General features: G+C 63.5%; 15 protein-coding genes. 10 read left to right on the forward strand and 5 right to left on the reverse strand.

Annotated elements, in window-relative coordinates:
• The first annotated feature begins 28 nt into the window (after positions 1-28).
• Positions 29-811 carry a 3-oxoacyl-ACP reductase FabG gene (fabG, locus tag D8M36_RS00970; protein ID WP_238638328.1) on the forward strand — a complete coding sequence of 261 codons (783 nt, stop codon included), beginning with the start codon at positions 29-31 and terminating at the stop codon, positions 809-811.
• 104 nt (positions 812-915) lie between these two features.
• Positions 916-1404, forward strand: a complete 489-nt coding sequence (gene sixA, locus D8M36_RS00975; RefSeq protein ID WP_126846010.1) for a phosphohistidine phosphatase SixA — start codon at positions 916-918, stop codon at positions 1402-1404.
• Between the two features lie 56 nt (positions 1405-1460).
• On the opposite strand, the gene glgC is transcribed toward sixA, so the two are convergent.
• Positions 1461-2711, reverse strand: coding sequence for a glucose-1-phosphate adenylyltransferase (glgC, locus tag D8M36_RS00980; protein WP_126846012.1), 1251 nt, complete (start codon positions 2709-2711; stop codon positions 1461-1463).
• A 210-nt stretch (positions 2712-2921) separates the two neighbouring features.
• On the opposite strand from glgC, the gene glgA reads away from it, so the two are divergent.
• Positions 2922-4115 carry a glycogen synthase gene (gene glgA / locus D8M36_RS00985; RefSeq protein ID WP_126846617.1) on the forward strand — a complete coding sequence of 398 codons (1194 nt, stop codon included), beginning with the start codon at positions 2922-2924 and terminating at the stop codon, positions 4113-4115.
• Here glgA and D8M36_RS00990 read toward each other — a convergent pair.
• On the reverse strand, positions 4085-4873 hold the full coding sequence (locus D8M36_RS00990) for a hypothetical protein (protein WP_126846014.1): 789 nt from the start codon (positions 4871-4873) through the stop codon (positions 4085-4087). The genes glgA and D8M36_RS00990 overlap by 31 nt on opposite strands.
• Positions 4870-6402: an RNB domain-containing ribonuclease gene (locus tag D8M36_RS00995; protein WP_238638330.1), complete on the reverse strand. Its 1533-nt coding sequence runs from the start codon at positions 6400-6402 to the stop codon at positions 4870-4872. Before D8M36_RS00995 ends, D8M36_RS00990 begins: the two co-directional genes overlap by 4 nt.
• Positions 6403-6467: 65 nt before the next feature.
• Between D8M36_RS00995 and D8M36_RS01000 the strand changes: the two genes are divergently transcribed.
• The 5 genes from D8M36_RS01000 to D8M36_RS01020 all read left to right on the forward strand — a co-directional run bounded on the left by D8M36_RS01000 (position 6468) and on the right by D8M36_RS01020 (position 14415).
• The gene (locus D8M36_RS01000; RefSeq protein ID WP_126846016.1) at positions 6468-7262 is read left to right on the forward strand and encodes an ABC transporter ATP-binding protein; all 795 of its coding nucleotides are present in this window, start codon (positions 6468-6470) and stop codon (positions 7260-7262) included.
• Positions 7259-8080, forward strand: a complete 822-nt coding sequence (locus D8M36_RS01005; RefSeq protein WP_238638331.1) for a TrmH family RNA methyltransferase — start codon at positions 7259-7261, stop codon at positions 8078-8080. Before D8M36_RS01000 ends, D8M36_RS01005 begins: the two co-directional genes overlap by 4 nt.
• 154 nt (positions 8081-8234) lie before the next feature.
• Entirely contained in the window at positions 8235-9029 is a 795-nt protein-coding gene (locus D8M36_RS01010) for a hypothetical protein (protein ID WP_126846018.1), read from the forward strand.
• Positions 9030-9076: 47 nt separating this feature from the next.
• Entirely contained in the window at positions 9077-10834 is a 1758-nt protein-coding gene (locus tag D8M36_RS01015; protein WP_126846020.1) for a DNA polymerase Y family protein, read from the forward strand.
• Between the two features lie 41 nt (positions 10835-10875).
• Positions 10876-14415: an error-prone DNA polymerase gene (locus D8M36_RS01020; RefSeq protein WP_126846022.1), complete on the forward strand. Its 3540-nt coding sequence runs from the start codon at positions 10876-10878 to the stop codon at positions 14413-14415.
• Here the strand turns inward: D8M36_RS01020 and D8M36_RS01025 are convergent.
• Positions 14412-17003: a YhgE/Pip domain-containing protein gene (locus D8M36_RS01025; protein ID WP_126846024.1), complete on the reverse strand. Its 2592-nt coding sequence runs from the start codon at positions 17001-17003 to the stop codon at positions 14412-14414. The genes D8M36_RS01020 and D8M36_RS01025 overlap by 4 nt on opposite strands.
• Positions 17000-19750 carry an MMPL family transporter gene (locus tag D8M36_RS01030; protein ID WP_126846026.1) on the reverse strand — a complete coding sequence of 917 codons (2751 nt, stop codon included), beginning with the start codon at positions 19748-19750 and terminating at the stop codon, positions 17000-17002. The genes D8M36_RS01025 and D8M36_RS01030 overlap by 4 nt, the downstream gene beginning before the upstream one ends.
• Before the next feature lie 101 nt (positions 19751-19851).
• Between D8M36_RS01030 and D8M36_RS01035 the strand changes: the two genes are divergently transcribed.
• Together D8M36_RS01035 and D8M36_RS01040 are read left to right on the forward strand one after the other, a co-directional pair.
• The gene (locus D8M36_RS01035) at positions 19852-20520 is read left to right on the forward strand and encodes a TetR/AcrR family transcriptional regulator (RefSeq protein WP_202974857.1); all 669 of its coding nucleotides are present in this window, start codon (positions 19852-19854) and stop codon (positions 20518-20520) included.
• Positions 20521-20549: 29 nt separating this feature from the next.
• Positions 20550-21275 (forward strand): queuosine precursor transporter, encoded by a 726-nt coding sequence (locus D8M36_RS01040; protein WP_074296716.1) that lies wholly within the window; start codon positions 20550-20552, stop codon positions 21273-21275.
• The last annotated feature ends 6 nt before the right edge of the window (positions 21276-21281 follow it).

The following is a 21281-nucleotide window of genomic DNA, read 5'->3' on the forward strand; positions in this document are numbered from 1 at the left end:
CCATAGCCATGCCGTTCCATCGTAGGCTATGCGCGGCCGCACGATCTTTAGCGATAGGGTGGGCGCAAGACTCATTCTTCCACAGCGTGAAAGGGCTACCGTGACCTCACGAAGCGTGTTGATTACCGGCGGCAATCGTGGCATTGGCTACGCGCTCGCCGAACACTTTATTTCCCTCGGCGACAAGGTTGCCGTGACATCGAGGTCGGGCGAGGGCGGCCCCGAGGGGGCCCTCACCGTCAAGGCAGATGTCACCGATCCGGCCTCGCTTGACGAGGCCTTTGCCGAGGTCGAAAAGGAACAGGGGAGCGTTGAGGTTCTCATCGCCAACGCGGGCATTACCGACGATCAGCTCATGCTCCGCATGAGCGATGATTCTTTCGAAAGCGTTATCAACACCAATCTCAACGGGACGTTCCGCACGGTGAAGCGTGCGATTAAGGGCATGATGCGCAAAAAGCAGGGCCGCATCATTCTTCTCTCCTCTGTCGTGAGCCTCCTTGGTTCCCCGGGGCAGGTCAACTACGCCTCCTCCAAAGCCGGACTCATCGGAATGGCCCGTTCACTCACGCGCGAACTCGGCTCCCGTGGCATTACGACAAACGTGATCGCTCCCGGCTACATCGAAACGGAGATGACGAGCCAGCTCGACGACGCACGTAAGAAGCAGTATCTTTCGCAAATCCCCGCGGGGCGCTTCGCCGCACCCGCCGAAGTTGCCAAGGTCGCGGCGTTCCTCGCGAGCGACGATGCGTCCTACATCTCGGGTGCGGTCATTCCTGTTGATGGCGGCCTCGGCATGGGACACTGAAACCACCTCACCACGAGTACAAAACTGACGTCGAACGCGCCTTCGGGGCGCAGAATGGGTGAAATTGCGTGAGTGATGAACCTCCTAGTCGCATCCTCCTCCTGATGCGGCACGGAAAAGCAGAATCGGATGCCGCAAGCGATATGGAGCGCTCTCTTACCGACAAAGGGCACTCCCAGGCCCGGCTCATCGGTGATTACCTCCGCGCTCAAGGTGTGAAGCCGAGTCGTGTCCTCGTATCGACCGCGGCGCGCACGCAAGAAACGTGGAGCGACGTTCATCATTCGCTCGGCGACATCGAGTGCGAAGTGAGCGTCCTCGATGATCTCTACCACGGAGGAGTTCGTGACGTCCTCCGGATTGTCCGTGGAGTCGACGAAAGTTCGAAGGTCCTGCTCGTTGTAGGGCACGAACCCACCATGAGCCAATTGGCCGCCTATCTTGGCAACGATGACCGCTCTGATTCCGCGGCGCTTGCACAGGTGCGTATCGGTGTGCCCACCGGCTCGATGAGCGTTCTCACGTCGAGCGCCGAGACTTGGCAGGACATCGCCGAGGAAGAACTCGACCTGCTCACCCTCGTGCGAGGTTAGCCTCGAAAGGACAACGAAAAAGAGGCGCCCCTTCGAGGGCGCCTCTTTTTCAGGTGTTAGTGCTGTGGCTCGATGATGGTGCCTTTGCCGATCACGGTGATGCCCGAATCAGTCACTGTCCAGCCGCGAGCGAGATCTTCCTCGCGGTTGAGGCCAATCTGCGTACGCGGCGGGATATCAATATCCTTATCGATGATCGCGCGATGAATTTGCGAGTGGCGCCCCACGGTCACGTTATCCATAATGACCGAATCGGAGATCGAGGACCATGAGTGCAACTGCGCACCGGGGCCGATGACCGAGTTCGAGATTTGCGCGCCCGAAACGACGACGCCCGCCGAAACGATCGAATCTACCGCGGCGCCCACGCGGCCGGGACCGGCGTGCACGAACTTCGCGGGAGCAAGTGCCGAGCGCGACTCGGTGAAGACCGGCCACGCGGTGTTGTAGAGGTTGAAAATCGGGTGGATCGAAATGAGATCCATGTGCGCTTCGTAGAACGCATCGAGAGTACCGACATCGCGCCAGTAGTCGCGGTCGCGATCGGTCGAGCCAGGCACATCGTTGCGAATGAAGTCGTAGACGCCCGCGTCATCGAGGTTCACGAAGTGGGGGACGATGTCGCCGCCCATATCGTGCTTGGAGTCGGCATCTTCGGCGTCTTTCGTCACGGCCTCAACGAGAGCATCGGCCGTAAACACGTAGTTGCCCATCGAGGCGAGCACCGACTCTGGGTCGTCCGGAAGCCCCTGAGTCTCCTTCGGTTTCTCCACAAACTGGGAAATGCGCGTGGGATCCTCGGGATCTACCTCGATCACGCCGAACTGATCCGATTGTTCGATGGGTTGGCGAATCGCGGCAACCGTGCACGAACGTCCCGACTCGATGTGCGCCTCCACCATTTGGGAGAAGTCCATGCGGTACACGTGGTCGGCGCCAACCACGACGATGTAGTCGGGCTTTGAATCGCCAATGATATTGAGGTTCTGGTAGATCGCATCGGCACTACCGAGGTACCAGTGCTTGCCCATGCGCTGCTGGGCCGGCACGGGAGCAACGTAATTGCCGAGAAGCGAGCTCATGCGCCACGTCTTCGCAATGTGCGTATCCAGTGAATGCGACTTGTACTGCGTGAGAACCACGACCTGGAGATACCCAGAGTTCACGATGTTCGAAAGCGCGAAGTCGATGAGTCTGTAGGAGCCGCCGAACGGAACGGCGGGCTTTGCGCGATCGAGTGTGAGCGGCATGAGGCGCTTGCCTTCACCGCCGGCGAGAACAATTGCGAGGACCTTCGTTGCGACCATGCTTCCATCCTAATGCACAGTTAGCTGCATCACGTCATCGTTCACCCTGTGCTCACCTGGAGGCCGCTGAGCTTTTATTTCGCTGGAAGATCCGGACCACGCGCGGCGCGATGGGTGTGACTATCATGACAGTGGGGCTGCGCTCAACGAGCGAGTCGATCAGTGCGTCCCTATCACCCGAGAGGATTTCCCACAGTGAGGCAGACCGGCATGCGCGTTGATATCTTGACGAAGGAGTACCCGCCAGCGATTTACGGAGGTGCCGGCGTTCACGTCGATGAACTCAGCAAAGTGCTCCGCAATCGCGTTGACGTACGCGTACGGTGCTTCGGGGAGAAACGCGAGGCCCCCGGTGTTCAGGCCTACTCCGTGCCTGCTACGCTCGCCAACGCCAATTCCGCTCTGCAAACCTTCGGCATTGACCTTGCGATGGCGGAGGATTGCGCGGGCGCAGACCTCGTGCACTCACACACGTGGTACGCGAACTTTGCCGGGTTTGCCGCCCAACAGTTGCACTCAATTCCGCACGTGCTCTCGGCGCACTCTCTCGAACCGCTGCGCCCGTGGAAGGCCGAACAGCTCGGCGGCGGCTATAGGCTCAGCTCTTTCGCGGAGAAGACCGCTTACGAAAATGCCGATGGCATCATCGCCGTCTCCGGTGGCATGCGCGAGGATATTCTGCGCTCGTACCCCAACGTTGACCCCTCACGCGTCCATGTCGTCCACAACGGGATCGACGTGACCGAATGGAAGCCCAATCCGGCAACCGATGTGCATGAGCGCTACGGGATCGACCCCACAGCACCGACCGTCATCTTTGTTGGTCGCATCACCCGTCAAAAAGGCCTGCCGTACCTCCTGCGTGCCTTGCGCACGCTTGAACAGGGAGTTCAAGTCATCCTTTGCGCTGGGGCTCCTGACACTCCTGAGATCGCTGCCGAGGTGGAGAACCTCGTCACAGACCTCAAAACCGCTCGCGAGGGAGTGTTCCTCATTTCCGAGATGCTCCCGCGCCACGAACTCACCCAGCTACTTTCGCACGCCACGACCTTTGTGTGCCCCTCGGTCTACGAACCCCTCGGTATCGTCAACCTCGAGGCGATGGCCTGCGGCATCCCCGTAGTGGGGACGGCGACCGGGGGCATTCCCGAAGTGATCGTTGACGGTGAGACCGGGATCCTCGTGCCGATCGAACAGGTGAGTGACGGCACCGGCGCCCCGGTCAATCCCGAGAAGTTCGTGGGCGACCTCTCCGATGCCCTCAACGACACGATCGCCAACCCCGAGCGTGCTCGAGCCTGGGGTAAGGCCGCGCAGCAGCGCGCCCGCGATCACTTTTCATGGGAGTCTATTGCTGACCGCACGCTCGAGGTTTACAACGCCGTGCTCCACGGCGACGCATAGCTGAGCGTCTGCGCCAACACCGCACGCCCCTCGCGTGCAAGAAACCGCAATTCCTCGAGGGCCCGCTGTGCACTCGGCTCACCGGAGGTCGTCGCTTGCGTGATCCCCGCTTCCGCAAGCGACACCACCCGCCCCGCAAGCCTCGCCGCGTGAGCGTGAGTCGCGGGCATTCCACGCGGAGGTTCGATGAGCACCCATCCTTTCGGAAGAGCGTCGGGACGAACGGGTTCTTCAGGAATCATGTCGTATTCACGAAGCCTTTCATGGCTTCCCGACAGGGCGCGATAGAGCCGCTCTCGGGCATGCGCGGCTTCCGAGCCCGCTACGTGGGTCGAAGTGCCAGGCACATTCGTGCGCACAAGATCGAGCGTCGTGGCACCTTCGTAGCGCGGCGAAGCAATGGTGAGTTGATGGGAGGCATGAACACCGTCGCCCACCGTGAGTGCTTGGCCACCCGCGAGCGCAGCCATGACGGCTTGGGGACCGCCCACGAGCCCCTCAATCCTCCCAGGCTCGGGCATGACAAGTGTGAGCGCGGGAGAGGAGAACGCGCGCACTTCAAGTAACCAGGCGAGAGTATCGAAGTGTGCGCCGCCAAAGGTTCCTTCGTCCGCATCAAGCAGATCGGCGGCCTCCTCAAGAGAAATGTCTCGGCGCAAGGCAGCTCCCGCAAAAAGCGAGAGTGCCCCGAGGTAAGGGGCCGCAATGAGATTCCCCAGAGAGGAAGGCGCGTGCGATGTCGCAGCGATAATTCTCATGCAGACGTCGGACCCTGCCCCTCACTCGCGTGGCCCGGGCGCCCCGAGCTGACCACCGTGAATTCAGCCCAGTTCTTTTCCTCATCGACGCTTTCGAGCCGCGCCGTGACGCGGGTGCCAATCGGCAACCGGGCGCCGTCAATCCATCGTGCGACCGGCGGGTTACTGAACTGCACCTCAATGCGGTCGGGCCGAGCATTGGAGGGATTCGAGCCACCATCGGTTTCAGGGCGGAAGTCGAGCACCGTGCCCTCAAATTCGGTTCCCACAAGGGTGGAAAGCACGCCGATCTCGGCGATCTCCCGCGCCTTCTTTTCCAGCATCGAATTGCGTTGCTGAGCCCCCTGCATCAGAGAGGGGAGTTCAGGCAGCGCCGCTCGGATACGCTCATCAAGCGGAGCGCCGGTGATGAGGCTGTGACACACGTGAAGCACGAAACGATCGACGAGTCGGCGTAGGGGCGCGGTCGTGTGCGCGTACGGGGCCGCGATTGCCGATTGTTCAAGAACCTCGGGCAGGATGCCGTCGAAGGCTTCGTATCCCGCGCCACGGAAAAGTGAGGTTGCCTGGTCGAGAAGGGCGAGATGGCGGCCCTTGCGCCAATCGAGGGTACGCAGAAACTCCCCATAGGGCTGATCCTGAGGCCACGGCTCCTTGAGGGCCGCGGCTTGCGCGCGGAAGCGATCGATCGCCTCTGGAGTCGCGGGCGGCATCGTGCGCAAGATCCCAAGCTTGCCCTCGATCATGATCTTCGCCGCTGCCATGCCCGTCATGAGGGAGATTTGCGCATTGTGTTCCTCGATGGGTTCGGGAAGGCGCCACTGAAGGTGCACCGTATCCTCATCGGTCACGACTTCTTGCTCGGGGGAACTGAGCGAGGCACCACCGCGTTCGATTTCGAGCGCGGCCCGTTTTTCGCCCACTTCAACGAGGAGCTGCATGACCTCTCCAGCCTCCCCTTTCTCGAGTGCATGCTGCACCTCGGTGTAGGCGAGCTTCTGGCGGTTGCGCACGAGCGCGCGCGTGAGATTGACGTTCGTGACGCGTGCGCGTTCATCGAGAGTGAAATCCCATACGAAGGCGGGGGTGTCCTTGTGTGGAAGCAGCGAGGCTTCATCCTCGGAAAGTACTACGGGGTGAAGAGGAATCCGTCGATCGGGGAGATAGAGCGTGAGGCCCCGTTTGCGTGTCTCGCCGTCGAGCGCGCTTTCGGGCTCGACGAAAAGGGGAACATCAGCAATCGCGTATCGCACGCGATAGCCCTCGCCCTCGCGTTCGATATGAAGCGCCTGGTCGAGATCAGTCGAACTCTCCGGGTCGAGGGTGACGAACTCGATCGAGGTGAGATCCGCGTGCCCCGCCGTGTGTTCGCGCCACGTACGCGCCGCGTGCTCGGCTTCTGCGAGGGCCGCCTCGGGGTAGTCGGTGTCGATATCGGACTTCTCGAGTGCCTCATCGATCCTTGCCGCGAGCGTATCGAGTGGTGCTTTTTTGCGGTCGCCGGGCATTGAGAGGCGTTGTACGGGCACAGCTCACTCCTAGGGATAACGGTCCGTTTTAGTGTAGTGAGCGCCTCCTGCCGTAGGCTGGAGACATGGTTGCTGTGTGCTCATTGAGCGATGTTGTGGTGCGCCGAGGCGCGAAGACTCTCCTTGATCATGTCGACTTTTGCGCGCGCGAGGGGGAACGTTGGGTGGTGCTTGGCCCGAATGGCGCGGGCAAGTCCACACTCATCCGCCTCCTTTCCTCGCGCCTGCACCCCACGAGCGGGAACGTCCAGATCCTCGAGGAAAAGCTCGGGCGCGTTGACGTATTCGAACTGCGCCCCCTCATCGGTCTTTCGAGCCAGGAGCTGGCCGAGACCATCCCCTCCGAGGAGACGTGCCTCAACGTCGTCATGACCGCTGGTTACGCGGTCGTGGGGCGCTGGCGGGAGCGCTATGACGAGGAGGACGACCAACGTGCCCGGCTGCTTCTTGGCGCGTTTGGCGTCGCCCCGCTTGCCGAGCGCCCTTTCGGTTCGCTGTCGACGGGGGAGAAGAAACGCGTGCTCTCGGCCCGCGCGCTCATGACCGATCCGGAGCTTCTCCTCCTTGATGAACCCGCCTCCGGCCTCGATGTGGGCGGTCGCGAAGAGCTCGTGCGCTCGCTCAGCACCCTCGCGAAAGACCCCGCCACTCCCGTGACGGTCATGGTCACCCACCACCTCGAGGAGATTCCCGCGGGATTCACCCACGCGCTTCTGCTGCGCGAGGGGCGCGTCGTGGCGTCGGGACCGATCGCGAAGACCCTCACTTCGCAGAATCTCACGCGCACATTTGGCCTTCCGCTCGCACTTGAGGAGCGCGCCGGCCGGTACTTTGCAACGGCGGTTCCTCTTTCGCGATGACTCTCGTACCGATGGGCACGCACGCGGATCACCCGCTGCTCGCCGATTACGTGTCGATGACCGACGTGAAGCTCCGCTCGAGCCTCGAGGTTGAACGCGGCCTTTTCATGGCGGAGAGCTATAACGTGATCGAGCGCGCCCTCGACGCAGGCGCACAGCCGCGCTCGTTCATGATGAGCGAGAAGTGGCTCGAAAAGTTCTCACCTCTCTTTTCCCGCTTCCCGGATGTGCCGGTATTCGTGGGCACCGAGGGTGAGCTCGAAGCATCGACGGGTTTTCACGTGCACCGTGGCGCTCTCGCCTCGATGCAGCGTCCCGTGGAACGCTCCGTTGAGTCCGTCCTCGAGGGGGCACGCACCGTGGCCGTTCTCGAGAACATTGTGGACCACACAAACGTCGGAGCCATGTTCCGCAGCGCGGCCGCACTCGGGGTGGACGCGGTTCTCGTCACGCCCTCGGCGGCAGACCCCCTTTACCGGCGCGCGATTCGCGTGTCGATGGGCACCGTGTTCCAAGTGCCGTGGGCGCGCCTGGAATCGTGGCCGTACGGGGGAGTGGAGATCCTTCGTGCACACGGCTTCGACACGCTTGCTCTCGCGCTTACGGAAAACTCCCGCTCGCTTCATGACGTCGATCTTTCGGCTTCGCGAAAAGTCGCGTTTGTGCTCGGCACCGAGGGGCACGGCCTTACCGCCAGCACGCTTCGTGCCGTGGACGAGAGCGTGATTATCCCCATGAGTGGGGGCGTCGACTCCCTTAACGTGGCTGCGGCAAGTGCGGTGGTGTTCTGGCAACGCGAGGTATGCATGCGTGCGTGAGGCGCGTGCGAGTTTAAATGTCCCACCCCTCCCCATAATGAAAACAAGTGTTCGATTATGGGGTGCAACGCTTGTAAATCTCCCTTGATTTCTCCCCCTTTCGCTCCTACTATTCGAACACGTGTTCTAGTTCGTGGTGTGGGAAGGAAGGGCGATGTCCGCACAGGCTTCGGTGACACCGCGCGTTGCGGCGGATCCGCAACGCCTCGCGCTCGCGCACTCCATCCTCGGAAAAGCGGAGGCGAAAACCAGGCGTGAGCGCAGCCCACGGCATGAGGAGTGGTCCTCGTGCGAAGGGCGCCAGTTCGCGATCCCCGAGGCCCTTGCATCACTCATGCCTCAAGGCAAGGTGCGCGCGGGCAGCAGTATTGAAGTCACGGGACCGTGCGGAACCTCTCTCGCACTCGCGTTTGCGGCAGCGGCCATGGGGGAGGAGTCCTGGTGTGTCCTCGTGGGCATGCCACACGTGGGACTCGCCGCGTGTGTGGATATCGGCGTGGACCCGCAGCGCACGGCCCTCGTACCTGCCCCCGGGGTGCAATTGTCGCCCGTACTCTCCGCGCTCATCGACGGAATCGACGTGATCGTTCTCGGCGCCGATCTTGACCTCACACCTGCCGAGTGGCGAGCGGCAGAAAACCGCGCCCGTACGCAGGGAACACTCCTCATTCGCGTGGGCAAAGCACGCTGCGATCTCACCGTGCGCTCCTCCGCTCCGTGCTGGATGGGGCTTGCGCGGGGCTCGGGGAGGCTCAGGTTTCGAAGCGCTCGCGTATCGGCGTGCGGCCGGGGTGTTGCGGGGGCTGGCTCAAGTGTGGGCGTTCGGGTTCCGACGCCCGCTGGGGCACTCTCGAGCGCACCGTGCACAGGGCCTTCCACCCCACACGTGAGTGAAGCACAAACCGGGGCGCGCGCAAGGCTCACGCTCGTGCGATCGGGGGCGCAGTGAAACCTCCGGGCACGCGTACGACGTGCGTATTCATCGAAAATTGGCCCGTGCTTACCGCGGTTGAAGGGTATGAGCGCGCAAACAAAGAAGCACCGAGCGAGATCGCTGTCATGGAGCACCATCGAATCGTGGCCGCAAGCACCGCGGCCAGGCAAAGCGGGGTGGCGCTTGGCATGAAGAAGCGTGCCGCCGAGGCGCTATGCCCGCGTATTGCGATTGTGGAGCGTGACCTCGATGCCGAGTGGCGCGTGTTTGAAAGCGTATGCTCAGCCGTCGACACGGTCGCATCCGGGATCGAACCTCTCTCACCAGGAACGCTCTTGCTTCACACGCGAGGGCCTGCACGACACGCGGGGGGAGAGGAGCCGCTCGTGCGCGCCCTGATCGATGCCGTCGCCGATGACACGGGTTGGGAGTGCTCCGTGGGGATTGCCGATGGTCCACTCGGGGCGATTCTCGCCTCCCGCTCGGGGCGCATTGTGCTTCCGGGAGAGTCGGCGCGCTTCCTCGCGCCTTTCCCCATCGACTCACTTGCACATGCCCCCGTGGGCGCTGGTCAACGGTTTCGGGTACCGGGGGGAGGCGAGGGGGTCGCGCGCGTGAGTGAGCTCATCGACGTGCTTCGCCGCCTCGGTATCAGCTCTCTCGGTGCGTTCGCCGATCTTCCTCGTGCCTCGGTGAGTGCACGGTTTGGAGCCCTCGGTGTTCTTCTGCATACTCTCGCGTGTGGAGCCGAGATCGGCGAGGGGAAGCGTGAGCGGCCAGCTCAACCGATCCTCGTGGAACGGCACCTCGAGCCGCCACTCGAACGCATCGATCAAGCAGCGTTCATCGCGCGTCCCCTCGCCGAAGAGCTCGAAGAAGAGCTGCGTCAGCGCGGCCTTGCATGCATGGGCTTGCGCATCGTCGCACGCGGCGAAAACGGAAGCGAGATTGAACGCACGTGGCGCCACGAGGGCGCCCTAAGCGTTCGCGATGTCGTGGACCGCGTGCGTTGGCAGTGCGATGGTTGGATACTTGCGGCCGAACGCGAGGCTTCCCGCCCCGGCGGGCCCCGTCATGGAGCTCCTTGTGCGGGATCCATCGTGCACATTCAGCTCATCCCTGTGCACACCGAGAGCGCGGGGGAGTATGCGCCGGGGCTGTGGGGGCGTGCGAGCACAGCCGAAAAGCGCGCCGCACGCGCTCTCACGCGCGTGCAATCGATCGCGGGGGAACGCTCCGTACTTGTCCCCACTACAAAAGAGGGGCGCCTCTTGCACGAGGCGATTGCGGTGCGCCCCTTTCGCGCAGCGCCCGTGCGCGAGCGCCGCGAAGGGCCCTGGGTTGGAGCTCTTCCACGGCCAATGCCCGCCACGGTTTTCACCCGGCAGATCGCGGCGCGACTCGTGTGCGAGGGGCGAGCGGTGTACGTAAGTACACGCGGTCTTCTCACGGAGAGGCCCGCACACCTCGTTCTCATACCCCCAACGAGCAGCAGCCACGTAGAGGACGCGGTGAATGACGGCGCCTTCACGTGCGAGGGGACGCCCCCCGGGGAGTCGCAAGCGGGCGCGGAGCGTGGCGTTGATCTGGGCGAAGAGGAAAGCCATGTTCCTCTCCCCGCGGCGCTGCGGCATTTCGGATACGACAGGCTTCTGCCCATCGCTCACTATGGCGCCCCCGTGCTCATCGATCAGCGGTGGTGGAGCGAAGGAGAGGGGCGCCGAAGAGGAGCGCGGCTTCAGGTCGTGCTCGAAAGCGGTGAAGCGCTCGCGCTGCTCTCGCGGGAGCGCACGTGGGAAGTAGAGGCGATCTATGACTAGGTACAGCGCGGGGAAGCGGGATCGCGAGAAAAGAGGCGGGCATGAGTAAATGGTTTCTAGGGCCGCCCTCGTGGCGCGATCTCGAGGCGGTTCTCAGTGATCGGCCCACACCCGTACGGCCCACGGTGCGCGTCATCCGTACCGGGGCAGGCGAGAAGCCTGAGCATAGCGGCGAGGGCGAAGAGCAAACACACCCTCGCCAGGCGGGAAGTAGGCACGAGATCCCCTTCGCCGAGCTCCACGCACACTCACACTTCAGTTTTCTCGACGGAGCTTCGAGTCCCGAGGACATGGTTGAGGAAGCGGCTCGGCTTGGGCTTCGCGGTCTGGCCCTCATCGATCACGATGGGTTTTACGGGGCGATTCGCTTCATGAAGGCGGCGTCCGAAGTCGCCCTTCCTACCGTTTACGGCGCGGAGCTCACGCTTCCCGCGGGGTTCATGGCTGCGTTCACGGGGGATTTTGTACACGCCGCACCGGCTCGTCCCGCCGCGGCGAGCACCCCTCGCACGGGAAGCGCCGACCCCGAGGGTGAACACCTCGTGCTTCTCGCTCGCGGAATCGCGGGGTATAGGCGGCTTTCTTCCCTTATGGCGCGCGCACATCTCGCCGGTCCCGGCAAGGGCGAGCCGCTTTATCGTTTCGAAGCTGTGCGGGAGGCCCTCGCGAGCGGGGATGTCGTCGCGCTCACGGGCTGCCGAAAATCACCTTTTGTGCAAGAGGCTCTAGCGGTTCTTCCGCAAGGGGATATGGAGGCTTCGGCATGTGCTGCCGCGCGAGGAATCGAGGCTGCGCTCCAGGCAACCGGAATGCTCCACGCGGGGGATGCCGTGCCTTCTCACATGCCTCGGCCGCCGCGCGTGATCGTCGAGCTTCCGCTCACGGGTGAGGCTCTCGAATCAGAACTCCACGATGCCCTCGTCCAAGGCGCGCGCATCGTGCGCGAAGAGTACGGCCTAAGTGAAGCCGAACTGCCCGTTGCTCTCACCACCAACGCGCACTACGCACGCCCGGAGAATAAGCACCTTGCGGATACCCACGCCGCGCTTCGCGCACGGCGAAGCCTCGCCGACGCCGACCCCTACCTCCCCTCGCGGCTTGCCCATCTCAGGAGCGGGGCGGAGCTCACCCAGCTCGTCCCGCGCTATCCGCGCGCGATCACCACCGCCGCGAGCCTTGCGTCAACGCTTGCCTTCGACCTTTCACTCGCCGCCCCCAACCTTCCACCAGCCCCCACCCCCGAGGGGCACGGTGAGGAAAGCTGGCTTCGATCCCTCACCGAGCGCCTCGGCGAGGATCGCTACGGCCCGCGAGAAAATCCTCGCGTTGAGGGGGCGTGGGAGCAGATCGACCACGAGCTTCGTGTCATCACTGATCTGGGCTTTCCCGGCTACTTCCTCATCGTCTACGACATCGTCGAATTTTGCCGCACCCACGGCATCCTGTGTCAGGGGAGGGGATCCGCCGCCAACTCCGCCGTGTGCTACTGCCTCGGCATCACGTCGGTCGATCCCGTTTTTCACGGACTTCTCTTCGAACGTTTCCTTGCACCCGAGCGGGACGGCCCTCCGGACATCGACGTCGACATTGCCGCCGATAGGCGAGAGGAAGTCCTTCAGTATGTTTTCGAGCGGTACGGGCGCGAGAACGCCGCGCAGGTCGCGAACGTCATCTCCTACAAGGCGAGGCTCGCGGTACGCGACGCGGCGCGCGCGCTCGGCTATAGCGTGGGGCAGCAGGATGCGTACGCGAAAACAATCGAACGTTCCTTCTCTTCGCTGAGCGATGCGAACATTCCACGCGATGTGAAAGACCTCGCGACCCAGCTTCGCGATGCCCCGCGCCACCTCGGCATTCACTCGGGTGGAATGGTGCTGTGCGATCGTCCCGTGATCGATGTCGTCCCGGTCGAACACGCACGCATGGAGGGCCGAACCGTCGTGCAGTGGGACAAAGACGACTGCGCCGATGCGGGGCTCGTGAAGTTCGATCTCCTCGGCCTCGGTATGCTCACGGCTCTCGATCACGCCTTCGAGATCGTCGCGCGCGTTCACGGTGAAGCGTTCACCCTCGCGAGCATCCCGCAAGAGGACCTCGCGCTCTACGACATGCTGTGCAGCGGAGACGCGGTGGGCGTGTTCCAGGTCGAATCTCGTGCGCAGATCGCGACTCTTCCACGCCTCAAGCCGCGCGAATTTTACGATCTCGTTGTCGAGGTCGCGCTCATCCGCCCAGGCCCGATTCAGGGTGGGAGCGTGCACCCGTATCTGCGCAGGCGCTCCGGAGCAGAAGATGTCACCTACCTCCACCCGCTTCTCGAGAAATCCCTCGGCCGCACTCTCGGGGTGCCGCTCTTCCAAGAACAGCTCATGCAGATGATGGTCGACCTCGCGAGCTTCACGCCGTCGCAAGCTGATCAGTTGCGCCGCGCGATGGGATCGAAACGCTCGACACGGAAAATGGCCGCGATGCGCGAATCGATGTTTGAGGGCATGGCCGCAAACGGCCTCACGCCTGAACAGTGCGAACTCGTGTACCGCAAGATCCTCGCGTTCGCGAGCTACGGCTTTCCCGAGTCACACGCGTACTCTTTCGCCTATCTCGTGTACGCGAGCGCGTTTCTCAAATGTCACTTTCCCGCGGCATTCACGGCCGCGCTCCTTCGGAGCCAACCGATGGGCTTTTATTCGCCGCAGTCCCTCGTTGCCGACGCTCGCCGACACGGCGTCGAGGTGAGGGGCGTGGACATCACCCGCAGCGACGCGTGGGCGAACCTGGAGCTCGATGCCGAGCATGCGGCTTATACCTTCGCTGCGCGCGCGAAGGCGCACGACGGTGCCCACCCACCACAGGTACGGGGGAGTGAGGCGACGAGTGGCCCCGTGATCCGGCTCGGGCTCGAATCGGTGCGAGGGATCTCCCGCACGCTCGCAAAGCAGATTTGTGAGGGGCGCGCACGCGCACCCTTCCGCTCAATCGCGGATCTCGCGCACCGCACGGGCCTCAACACACGTCAACTCGAGGCACTCGCCACGGCGGGGGCGCTCGACGCACTCGCGTCTTCGAGGCGCGCCGCCCTCTGGAGCGCGGGCACGGCGGGAGCCGTGAAGCCCGGGATGATCCCCGGACTCGCATTCGCGCAGAAGGCCCCGACGCTGCCTGGGATGAGCGACGCCGAGCTCGTGGCCGCCGATACGTGGGCCACGGGAGTTTCCCCCGCGCGCCACCCGTTCACGCTTGCCCGCGAAAGTGCGCGCGAGGGGGGTGTGCTTCGCATCGAGGACGCCAAGAAAGTCGCGCATGGCACGCGTGTGTGGACGGCCGGCATCATCACCCATCGCCAGCGACCCGCGACCGCCACGGGCATCACGTTCCTTGGTCTCGAGGATGAAACGGGCATCCTCAACGTCGTATGCTCGCACGGTTTCTGGAGTGCCAACAGGGCACTTCTTCGTACCGCGCCCGCGGTTCGCGTGCGCGGCCTCGTCGAGCGCAACGTGGACGGCGTTGTCAGTTTCCTCGCCGATGCCGTCGAGCCGCAGTCGCTCGAGGCGACCACGACCTCGAGGAACTTTTGCTAGCCCGCGGCCCGTGCAACCCCTACGCTCGGCGCCTGTCGTGGGGCCGAGGAAGGCTTCACTCGGCGTGCCCCGCGCGAGAACACGAGCGTGAGGGCAAAACTCACGGCGGCGAAGAGGGCGAGTTCCGCGAGAGTCGTTCCAGTCGAGACGATCGCACCGCCGAGGGCAGCACTCACGAGACCCTGGGATGCAACGGTGAGCGGCATGAATGCAGTGAGGGACTGCAAGAGCGAGGGGGCACTCTCGAGCGGGAGGATCCCCACGAGGGAAACGACTTGGAGCACGAGGACGATGATTGACACCACTCGCCCCACTCGCACACCACACACGGTCAGAAGCATTTGATGCACGATCGCGAAGCACAGGGCCGCGGCTACCGTAATGGCGGCCACCGAGGCAAGCGACGCCACGGGCACGCCGAAAGCCACGAGCAAGCCGATCACCAAGAGCGCCTGGCAAGCGGCGAGGACGAGCGGCCACAGAAGCGATCGCAAGGCCACCCGCCACATGGGAAGGGCCGAATCGAGGAACCTCTCGCGAAGCGCCGGCCACACGAGGAAAATCCCGAAGGCGCCAAGCCACAGGCCGAGTGCCGCGACGAAGGGGAACGTCGCGACGGCGCCGCCATCGGCTTCGTTTTCACGCGTCGTCGAAAGCGTCACGGCTTTCGTGCTCACCTCGGAGAGGTGCTTGCGTTCAGTTTCGGAATAGCTCGGGACTTCCTCGGCGCCGTCCCGAAGGCCGTTCGCGAGTTCGCCACTGCCGTCCGCGAGGCCGCGAGTGCCGTCCGAAAGCTGAGTAGTGCCGTCGGCGAGGCCATGGGCGCCCTCCGCGAGAGGCGCGGTGCCCGAGGCAAGCTTGGATGTGCCGTTCGCAAGCCCATCGGCACCCTCGGCAAGCTGCCCCGTGCCCGAGGCGAGCTCGCTCGTCCCTCCCGCGAGTCCCTTGGCACCCTCGTCGACCTGGGCTGCGCCGCTCGAAAGCTTTCCGGCGCCATCGGCAAGCTGCGTTGCCCCGTCGCGAGAGGCATCGATGCCATCAGCGACTTGCGCTGCTCCCGGGGCCAGCTGCGCCGCACCATCTCCAAGCTTCGCGATCCCACCGTTCAGCTGATTGATGCCGTCCACGAGCTGCGGAGCGGCGTCGGCGGAGGCCGATGCGCCGTCGGCAAGCTTTCGCGCGCTCGGCGTAAGGCCCGGGTTCTCACGCGACCCGTCCCCCTCGAAGACGGTGTCGACGGCCTGGGGAACAACCTGCTCGGAAAGTGCCGATCGCACGCCGTTCACGCCTTCCTCGCTCATCTGGGTGAGCCCGCCGCACATGTCGTCGAGACCCAAGACACGCGGGTCCCCGCTAAGGCGAGGATCAGCGCTAAAGGCCTGTTCGAGTTCCGTGCAGCTCGCGGCGAGTGTGCTCATCGATTCCGCGAATCCCGGCTTGCCGTCTCGGCCCGTGTCGAATGCTTGATCGATGCCGTGCTGAAGCCCCTGGGTGAGCCCCGCCTGGGCTCGGGGAAGACCAGAAGCGTACTGCTCGAGGCCGTCTGCCAGCTGTTGCGCGCCCTCGGCGAGGCCGGGATTTTCCGGGCTGCCGTCACCGTTGACCGCCGACGCGAGTTTCTCGGAACCTTGCCTAAGTCCGGGCTTCGCGTCGGTACCGTTGATTCCCTCGGAGAGTTCGGCAACACCTCCGGAAACCTTATGTGCGCCATCGGAAAGCGCACCGAGGCCTGTCGAGAGGTCGTGCGCGCCACCGGCGAGCCCGTCCGTTCCGGAGGCAAGCGCGCCCGTGCCGTCCGCGAGTTTGTGTGCACCGTCGGAGAGTTTCTTCGTTCCCTGATCAAGACCGCGCACGCCATCGGCGAGTTTCCCCGCACCGTCATCGAGCGAGACCACGCCGCCATTCAGTTCGTCAATTCCTGTGGCGAGCTTGCCAGCGCCGTCGTCGAGGCCTTTCGCGCCGTCGGCGAGTTCGTGGGCACCGTCGGACAGTTCACCTGCGCCATCGGCGGACTTGGTGAAGCCGTCTTTGAGGCTGTTGAAGCCCACGTACATTCCCTCGAGGTACTGCTTTGCCATCGTTCCGTTGAACTCGCTCGCAACGACCTGGGTAATGGCCTGGCCCACCATCGAGTCGAGCATGCCCGAGGAGTCATTCGTGTTGACGATCACGGTGGCCTGGCGAGCATCGGTCCTACCCATGGTTCCCAGGTTGTTGCTGAAGTCCTTGGGGATCACGACGACCGCGGAATAGGTGCCGTCCTCGAGTCCGGCTTCGGCGTCTTTCTGCGTCGTGAGTTGCCAATCAAAGCCCGTGGAGTCGAGGTTTACCGAGCTGCCGTCGGAACCATCTCCCTCCATGGTGCCCGGCTGCGTGAGCGCCCCCGCGAGAAGCCTTCCGAAGGGGACGGTTTGCGTGTGCCCGTCCACCTCCATTTCCGTTCCCTCATCGAGGTTGACCACGGCTGCGGGCACATTTTCGAAGCCCGACGCGCGGTCTTTGAGCGCCCATATGCCGACCCCCGCCACGAGGAGCGGCAAGAGCACAACGACGAGAAGGGCTTTCGGGAAGCGAGCGAGGGTTTTCATGCGTATGCCTCCGCATCCGTGTGTAGTGGCAGGGGATCGGTGTGGTCGGTGACGAGGTGTGCGAGGGGGAGGACCTCGACGCGTGCGGGGTCCCGCAGACGTTCGGCAAAGCCCTCAGTCAGGGCGTCCACGCCGATGACGATTGTTGTTCCGTGTGAGGCAAGCAGTTCGAGTCGGTCAAGCGCCGCGTCGCCTGCTTCGAGAAGGTCGGAAAGGGATTCGATGACAACAATCCGCGTGTCGCGTTCTCGCACGAGCGCCTGGCCGCATGTGCCACCGCGGCCTTCGGGGTAAAGCTCAACGTGTGCTTGCGCCGCTCCCGTTTCGCCGGGAACCTGACGATCGTGTACGAAGAGTGTGCCGGTTGAGGGCTCGAGGCGCGCGGAGAAGAGTGCGAGGACGCTTGCGCGCGCGTCCGCGTCTTCACTTGCGAGAAGCGTGATGGACCCGGGGGTCAGAGCCCCGGAGAGTGGACCGAGCGTTCCGCGGCCGCTCACGCGCGGGATTTCGACGTCGCGAAGCCGCAGCGCGCTGGCGCCGTTCGCCGCCGTCCATTCGCGGTGCTCCAGGGCAATTCCTAGCCCTTCGCCTTCAACGTCGAGGTGGGGGAGGAGGCGGTCGAGCACAGCAGGGAGTCGCCACGCGCGATCGCCGAGGAGGGCGAGAACGGCGGGCACGAGCGTCATGCGCACAACGAAAGCATCCACGAAAACGCCGACGGCGAGGGAAAGAGCGATCGGCTGAATCATGTACATCGATCCGGGAACGAAGCCCGCGAAGATGAAGATCATGATCGCCGCGGCCGCGATCACCACGGGCGCCGATGCCGTGAACCCTTTAATGATGGCCTGGCGGGCATCGCGGGTATGCATGTACTCCTCGCGCATGCGCGTCACGAGGAAGACCTCGTAATCCATGGCGAGGCCGAAGAGTACGCCGAGTGTCATGATCGGCAAAAATGCAATCACTGGCCCCGTGGCTTTCGCTTGGAGGAGGTCCGCGCCCCACCCGTAGGTGAACACCATGGAGGTCACGCCGAAAGCAGCCCCCGCGGAGAGAAGGAAGCCGACGGCTGCCTTCAGGGGAACCCAGATACTTCGGAACACCATCGCGAGAAGCACGAGGGAGAGCCCCACGACGAAAATTGTGAAGGGGAGGAGGGCCTTGTCGAGGCGATCGGCGATGTCGATCGCCACGGCGGTGGCACCCGTAACCTTGATATCGGAGATGCCGAGGTCCTTTTCCCACTGAGGCGCATCGGTGCGGAGGGTGTCCACGACGTTCTTGGTGAGCTCTGAGGTGGGGCCTTCGGTAGGTCGAAGCACAACGACGCCCATGTCGGCGCCCATGTTGGGGGTCGCAATCTGCACGCTGTCCACGCCGTCGATCGCGAGAACGTCCCGCTCGAGTTCATCCATGACGCCGAGCGGATCCTTCGTGTTGATAATGTCGGCGGTCAGCATGATCGTCGCGTTGTGGCCCGCGCCGAATTTCTCGGCCACGATGTCGTAGGCTTCGCGACCGTAGGAGCCCGGATCTTCCGTGCCCTGGTCGGGAAGCGCAAGTTCGAGGTCTTTGAACGGAATGGCCACCGCGCCGAGCCCCACCGTGACCACGATGATCGTCACGAGGGGGAAGCGAATGGCGGCGCGCACCCAGCGTTCAAGCAGGGGAGTGCGGGCAGCGCGGGTGGAGGGGTCCGACGCTTGCTGGGCGGTGAGTTGACGCTGGCGTTTGGGGCGGATTTTCTCGCCGAAGAGTCCAAGGATTGCGGGCAGGAGCGTGAGCGCGGCGAGCACGTTGCACGCGACCGCCACTGCGGACACAACACCCATGACGGTGATGAAGGGGATGCCGGTGATGAACAGCCCCACGAGGGCGATCATGACCGTGAGGCCCGCGAAGATGACGGCGCTACCGCTCGTGGCGGTTGCGCGCGCGATGGATTCATACGGGTCGAGACCGCTTCGAAGCTGGTCGAGGTGCCGCGAGACGATGAAGAGCGAGTAGTCGATGCCCACGGCGAGGCCCAGCATGAGGGCGAGAGTTGGGGTTGCCGAGGAGATCGTGAAGATGCTCGTGCCCATGAACATGACGATCATCGAGACGATGATGCCCGTGATCGCAGTGACGATGGGAATGAAGGCGGAGCGCACTGCGCGGAAGACGATGCTGAGCACGATGAGGGCGGCGATCACGCCGAGGACCTCCATGATGCTCATCCCCATTTCGGGGGTCATCGTGACCTGACCACCGATGTAGGCGTGGAGGCCATTGCTCGTGTGAGTTGTGTCGTCAACGATGTCCGTGAGCCCGTTCAAGGTTTCTTTGGGGACGACGTCGAGCTCGGGGTCGAGCTGGATGTTCGCGATGATGGCCGTGCCGTCCTCGCTTTTTTCGCCCGGCATGTCCTTGTCGAACGGATTTGTTGCGGTTTCGACGCCCTCGACCTCGCGGGCGCGGTCCATCGCGTTGATGATCTGGTCCTCGTGGGCGGTGATGGGGGAGCCGTCTTCACTGACGAAAATCATCTGGCCACCCGTGCCACCGAGCTGCGGGAAGCGCGTCGCGAGGGAGTCGAGGCCTTCTTGAGATTCGGTTCCGGGGATGCTGAAGGCGTCGTCAAGGCCTTTCCCGAGGGTGAGCGCGCCGGCGGCGGCGAGGAGGATGATCGCGAGCCACGTGCCGAGAACTTTCCAGGGCGAGCGTGCGGCGCTGAGGCCGAGGCGGTACAGGGTCGATGACACGAATGCTCCTCGCTACTCTCGAGACACTGAATACACTTTCGTATCGAGGTCGATACTAAAATGTCTCGAGTAGGACCCGTAAGGCCAACAGGAGCAATATCGTGGACGTCACAGCCTCGGAGAGCGCGCAGCCGGCGCGATCCAAGGAGAACACCCGCCGAAGGCTCGTCGACGCCTCCATCGACGTTTTCACGCAAAAGGGCGTTGAGGGGGCCACTGTCGATGACCTCACTCGGGCCGCGGGCTTCACGCGCGGCGCTTTCTATTCAAACTTTTCCTCGAAAGACGAGGTCTTTTGGGAGGCCTTCACCGAGGTCACGACGCGGGCGCTAGCGGCCACGCAGCCCTTCCCGAATGCAGAAGACCAGGGGAGCAGCGCCCCTGAAAGCGCCGGCGAACCAGATCTTCTCGAGTCCCTCGAGTCACTTCGTCCGCTCGGCCTTGCCTGGTACCTCATGCACACCGAGGCCGTGTCACTCTCCCTTCAAAACATCGACGCTCGTACACACCTCGGGCGCGAGCGTGACCACCTTATCACGGGGATCGCGCAGATCTTCGAAGAGCTTTCGGCGAGATACCCGATCACCCTCACCGTTCCGGCAGAAACACTTGCGGAAACACTTCTCGGGGTCTATCTCAACCGCATGGTCGCTGAACTCGCCACGGGGGAGAGACTCGAGGAAGACACCTCCCGCATTCTCGAAGCGATCCTTGACGCCTTCGTTGAAGGATGTGGCACACACGCTCCCGCAATGCCTTGGAAGCAATGAGGAGGGCGAAGCAGCTCTAAGGTAGGCGCATGGGAGAAAACACCACCGACTCGCCAAACACCAAGTCGAGCAGCAAGGCCGCGTACGCGACGCGAGGAAATTCGCATTACGACCTTTTGAGCGCACTCATGGCGGTCGTCGTCGTCATTTCAGGAATCGGCGCCGCGAAGGGCGTCACCGTGGGGTTCGTGATCACCGATGCCGCCTTCTTCCTGTTCCCACTCGCGTACATCCTTGGCGACATCATCACGGAGCTCTACGGGCCGCGCGCGGCGCGTCGCGCAATCCTCACGTCGTTCGCGCTCAACATTTTCGCGGTGCTCTGCTACGCGATCATTATTTGGCTTCCCGGATTCAACGACGATTACGGTATCGCTAAGCAAAACGCGCTTGAGCTCGCCATCGGACCGGTATGGCAGATCGTTCTCGCCTCGCTGTGCGGTTTTCTCGCAGGTCAAACGCTTAATTCATTCATTGTGAGCCGCATGAAGCGCCGCACCGGCGAACCCGGCGTGATCGCGCGCCTGTTCACCTCGAGCGGCATGGGCGAGCTCGTCGACACGATCATTTTTTGCACGATTGCCGCGCCGGTGCTTGGGATTACGACAGTCGGCCAGTGGCTGAACTACACGGCCTTTGGCTTCCTCTACAAGGTCATCGTGCAGTACGCGGCCATTCCCGTGACGGCTTACGTGATCGCACGACTCAAGAAGGCTGAGCCGAGCTACCAAGAAGCCCTCACGCGAATTGCATAGAGGTTG

Origin of the sequence: Dermabacter sp. HSID17554 (assembly GCF_003989295.1) — a bacterium.
GTDB classification, from domain to species: Bacteria; Actinomycetota; Actinomycetes; order Actinomycetales; family Dermabacteraceae; genus Dermabacter; species Dermabacter vaginalis.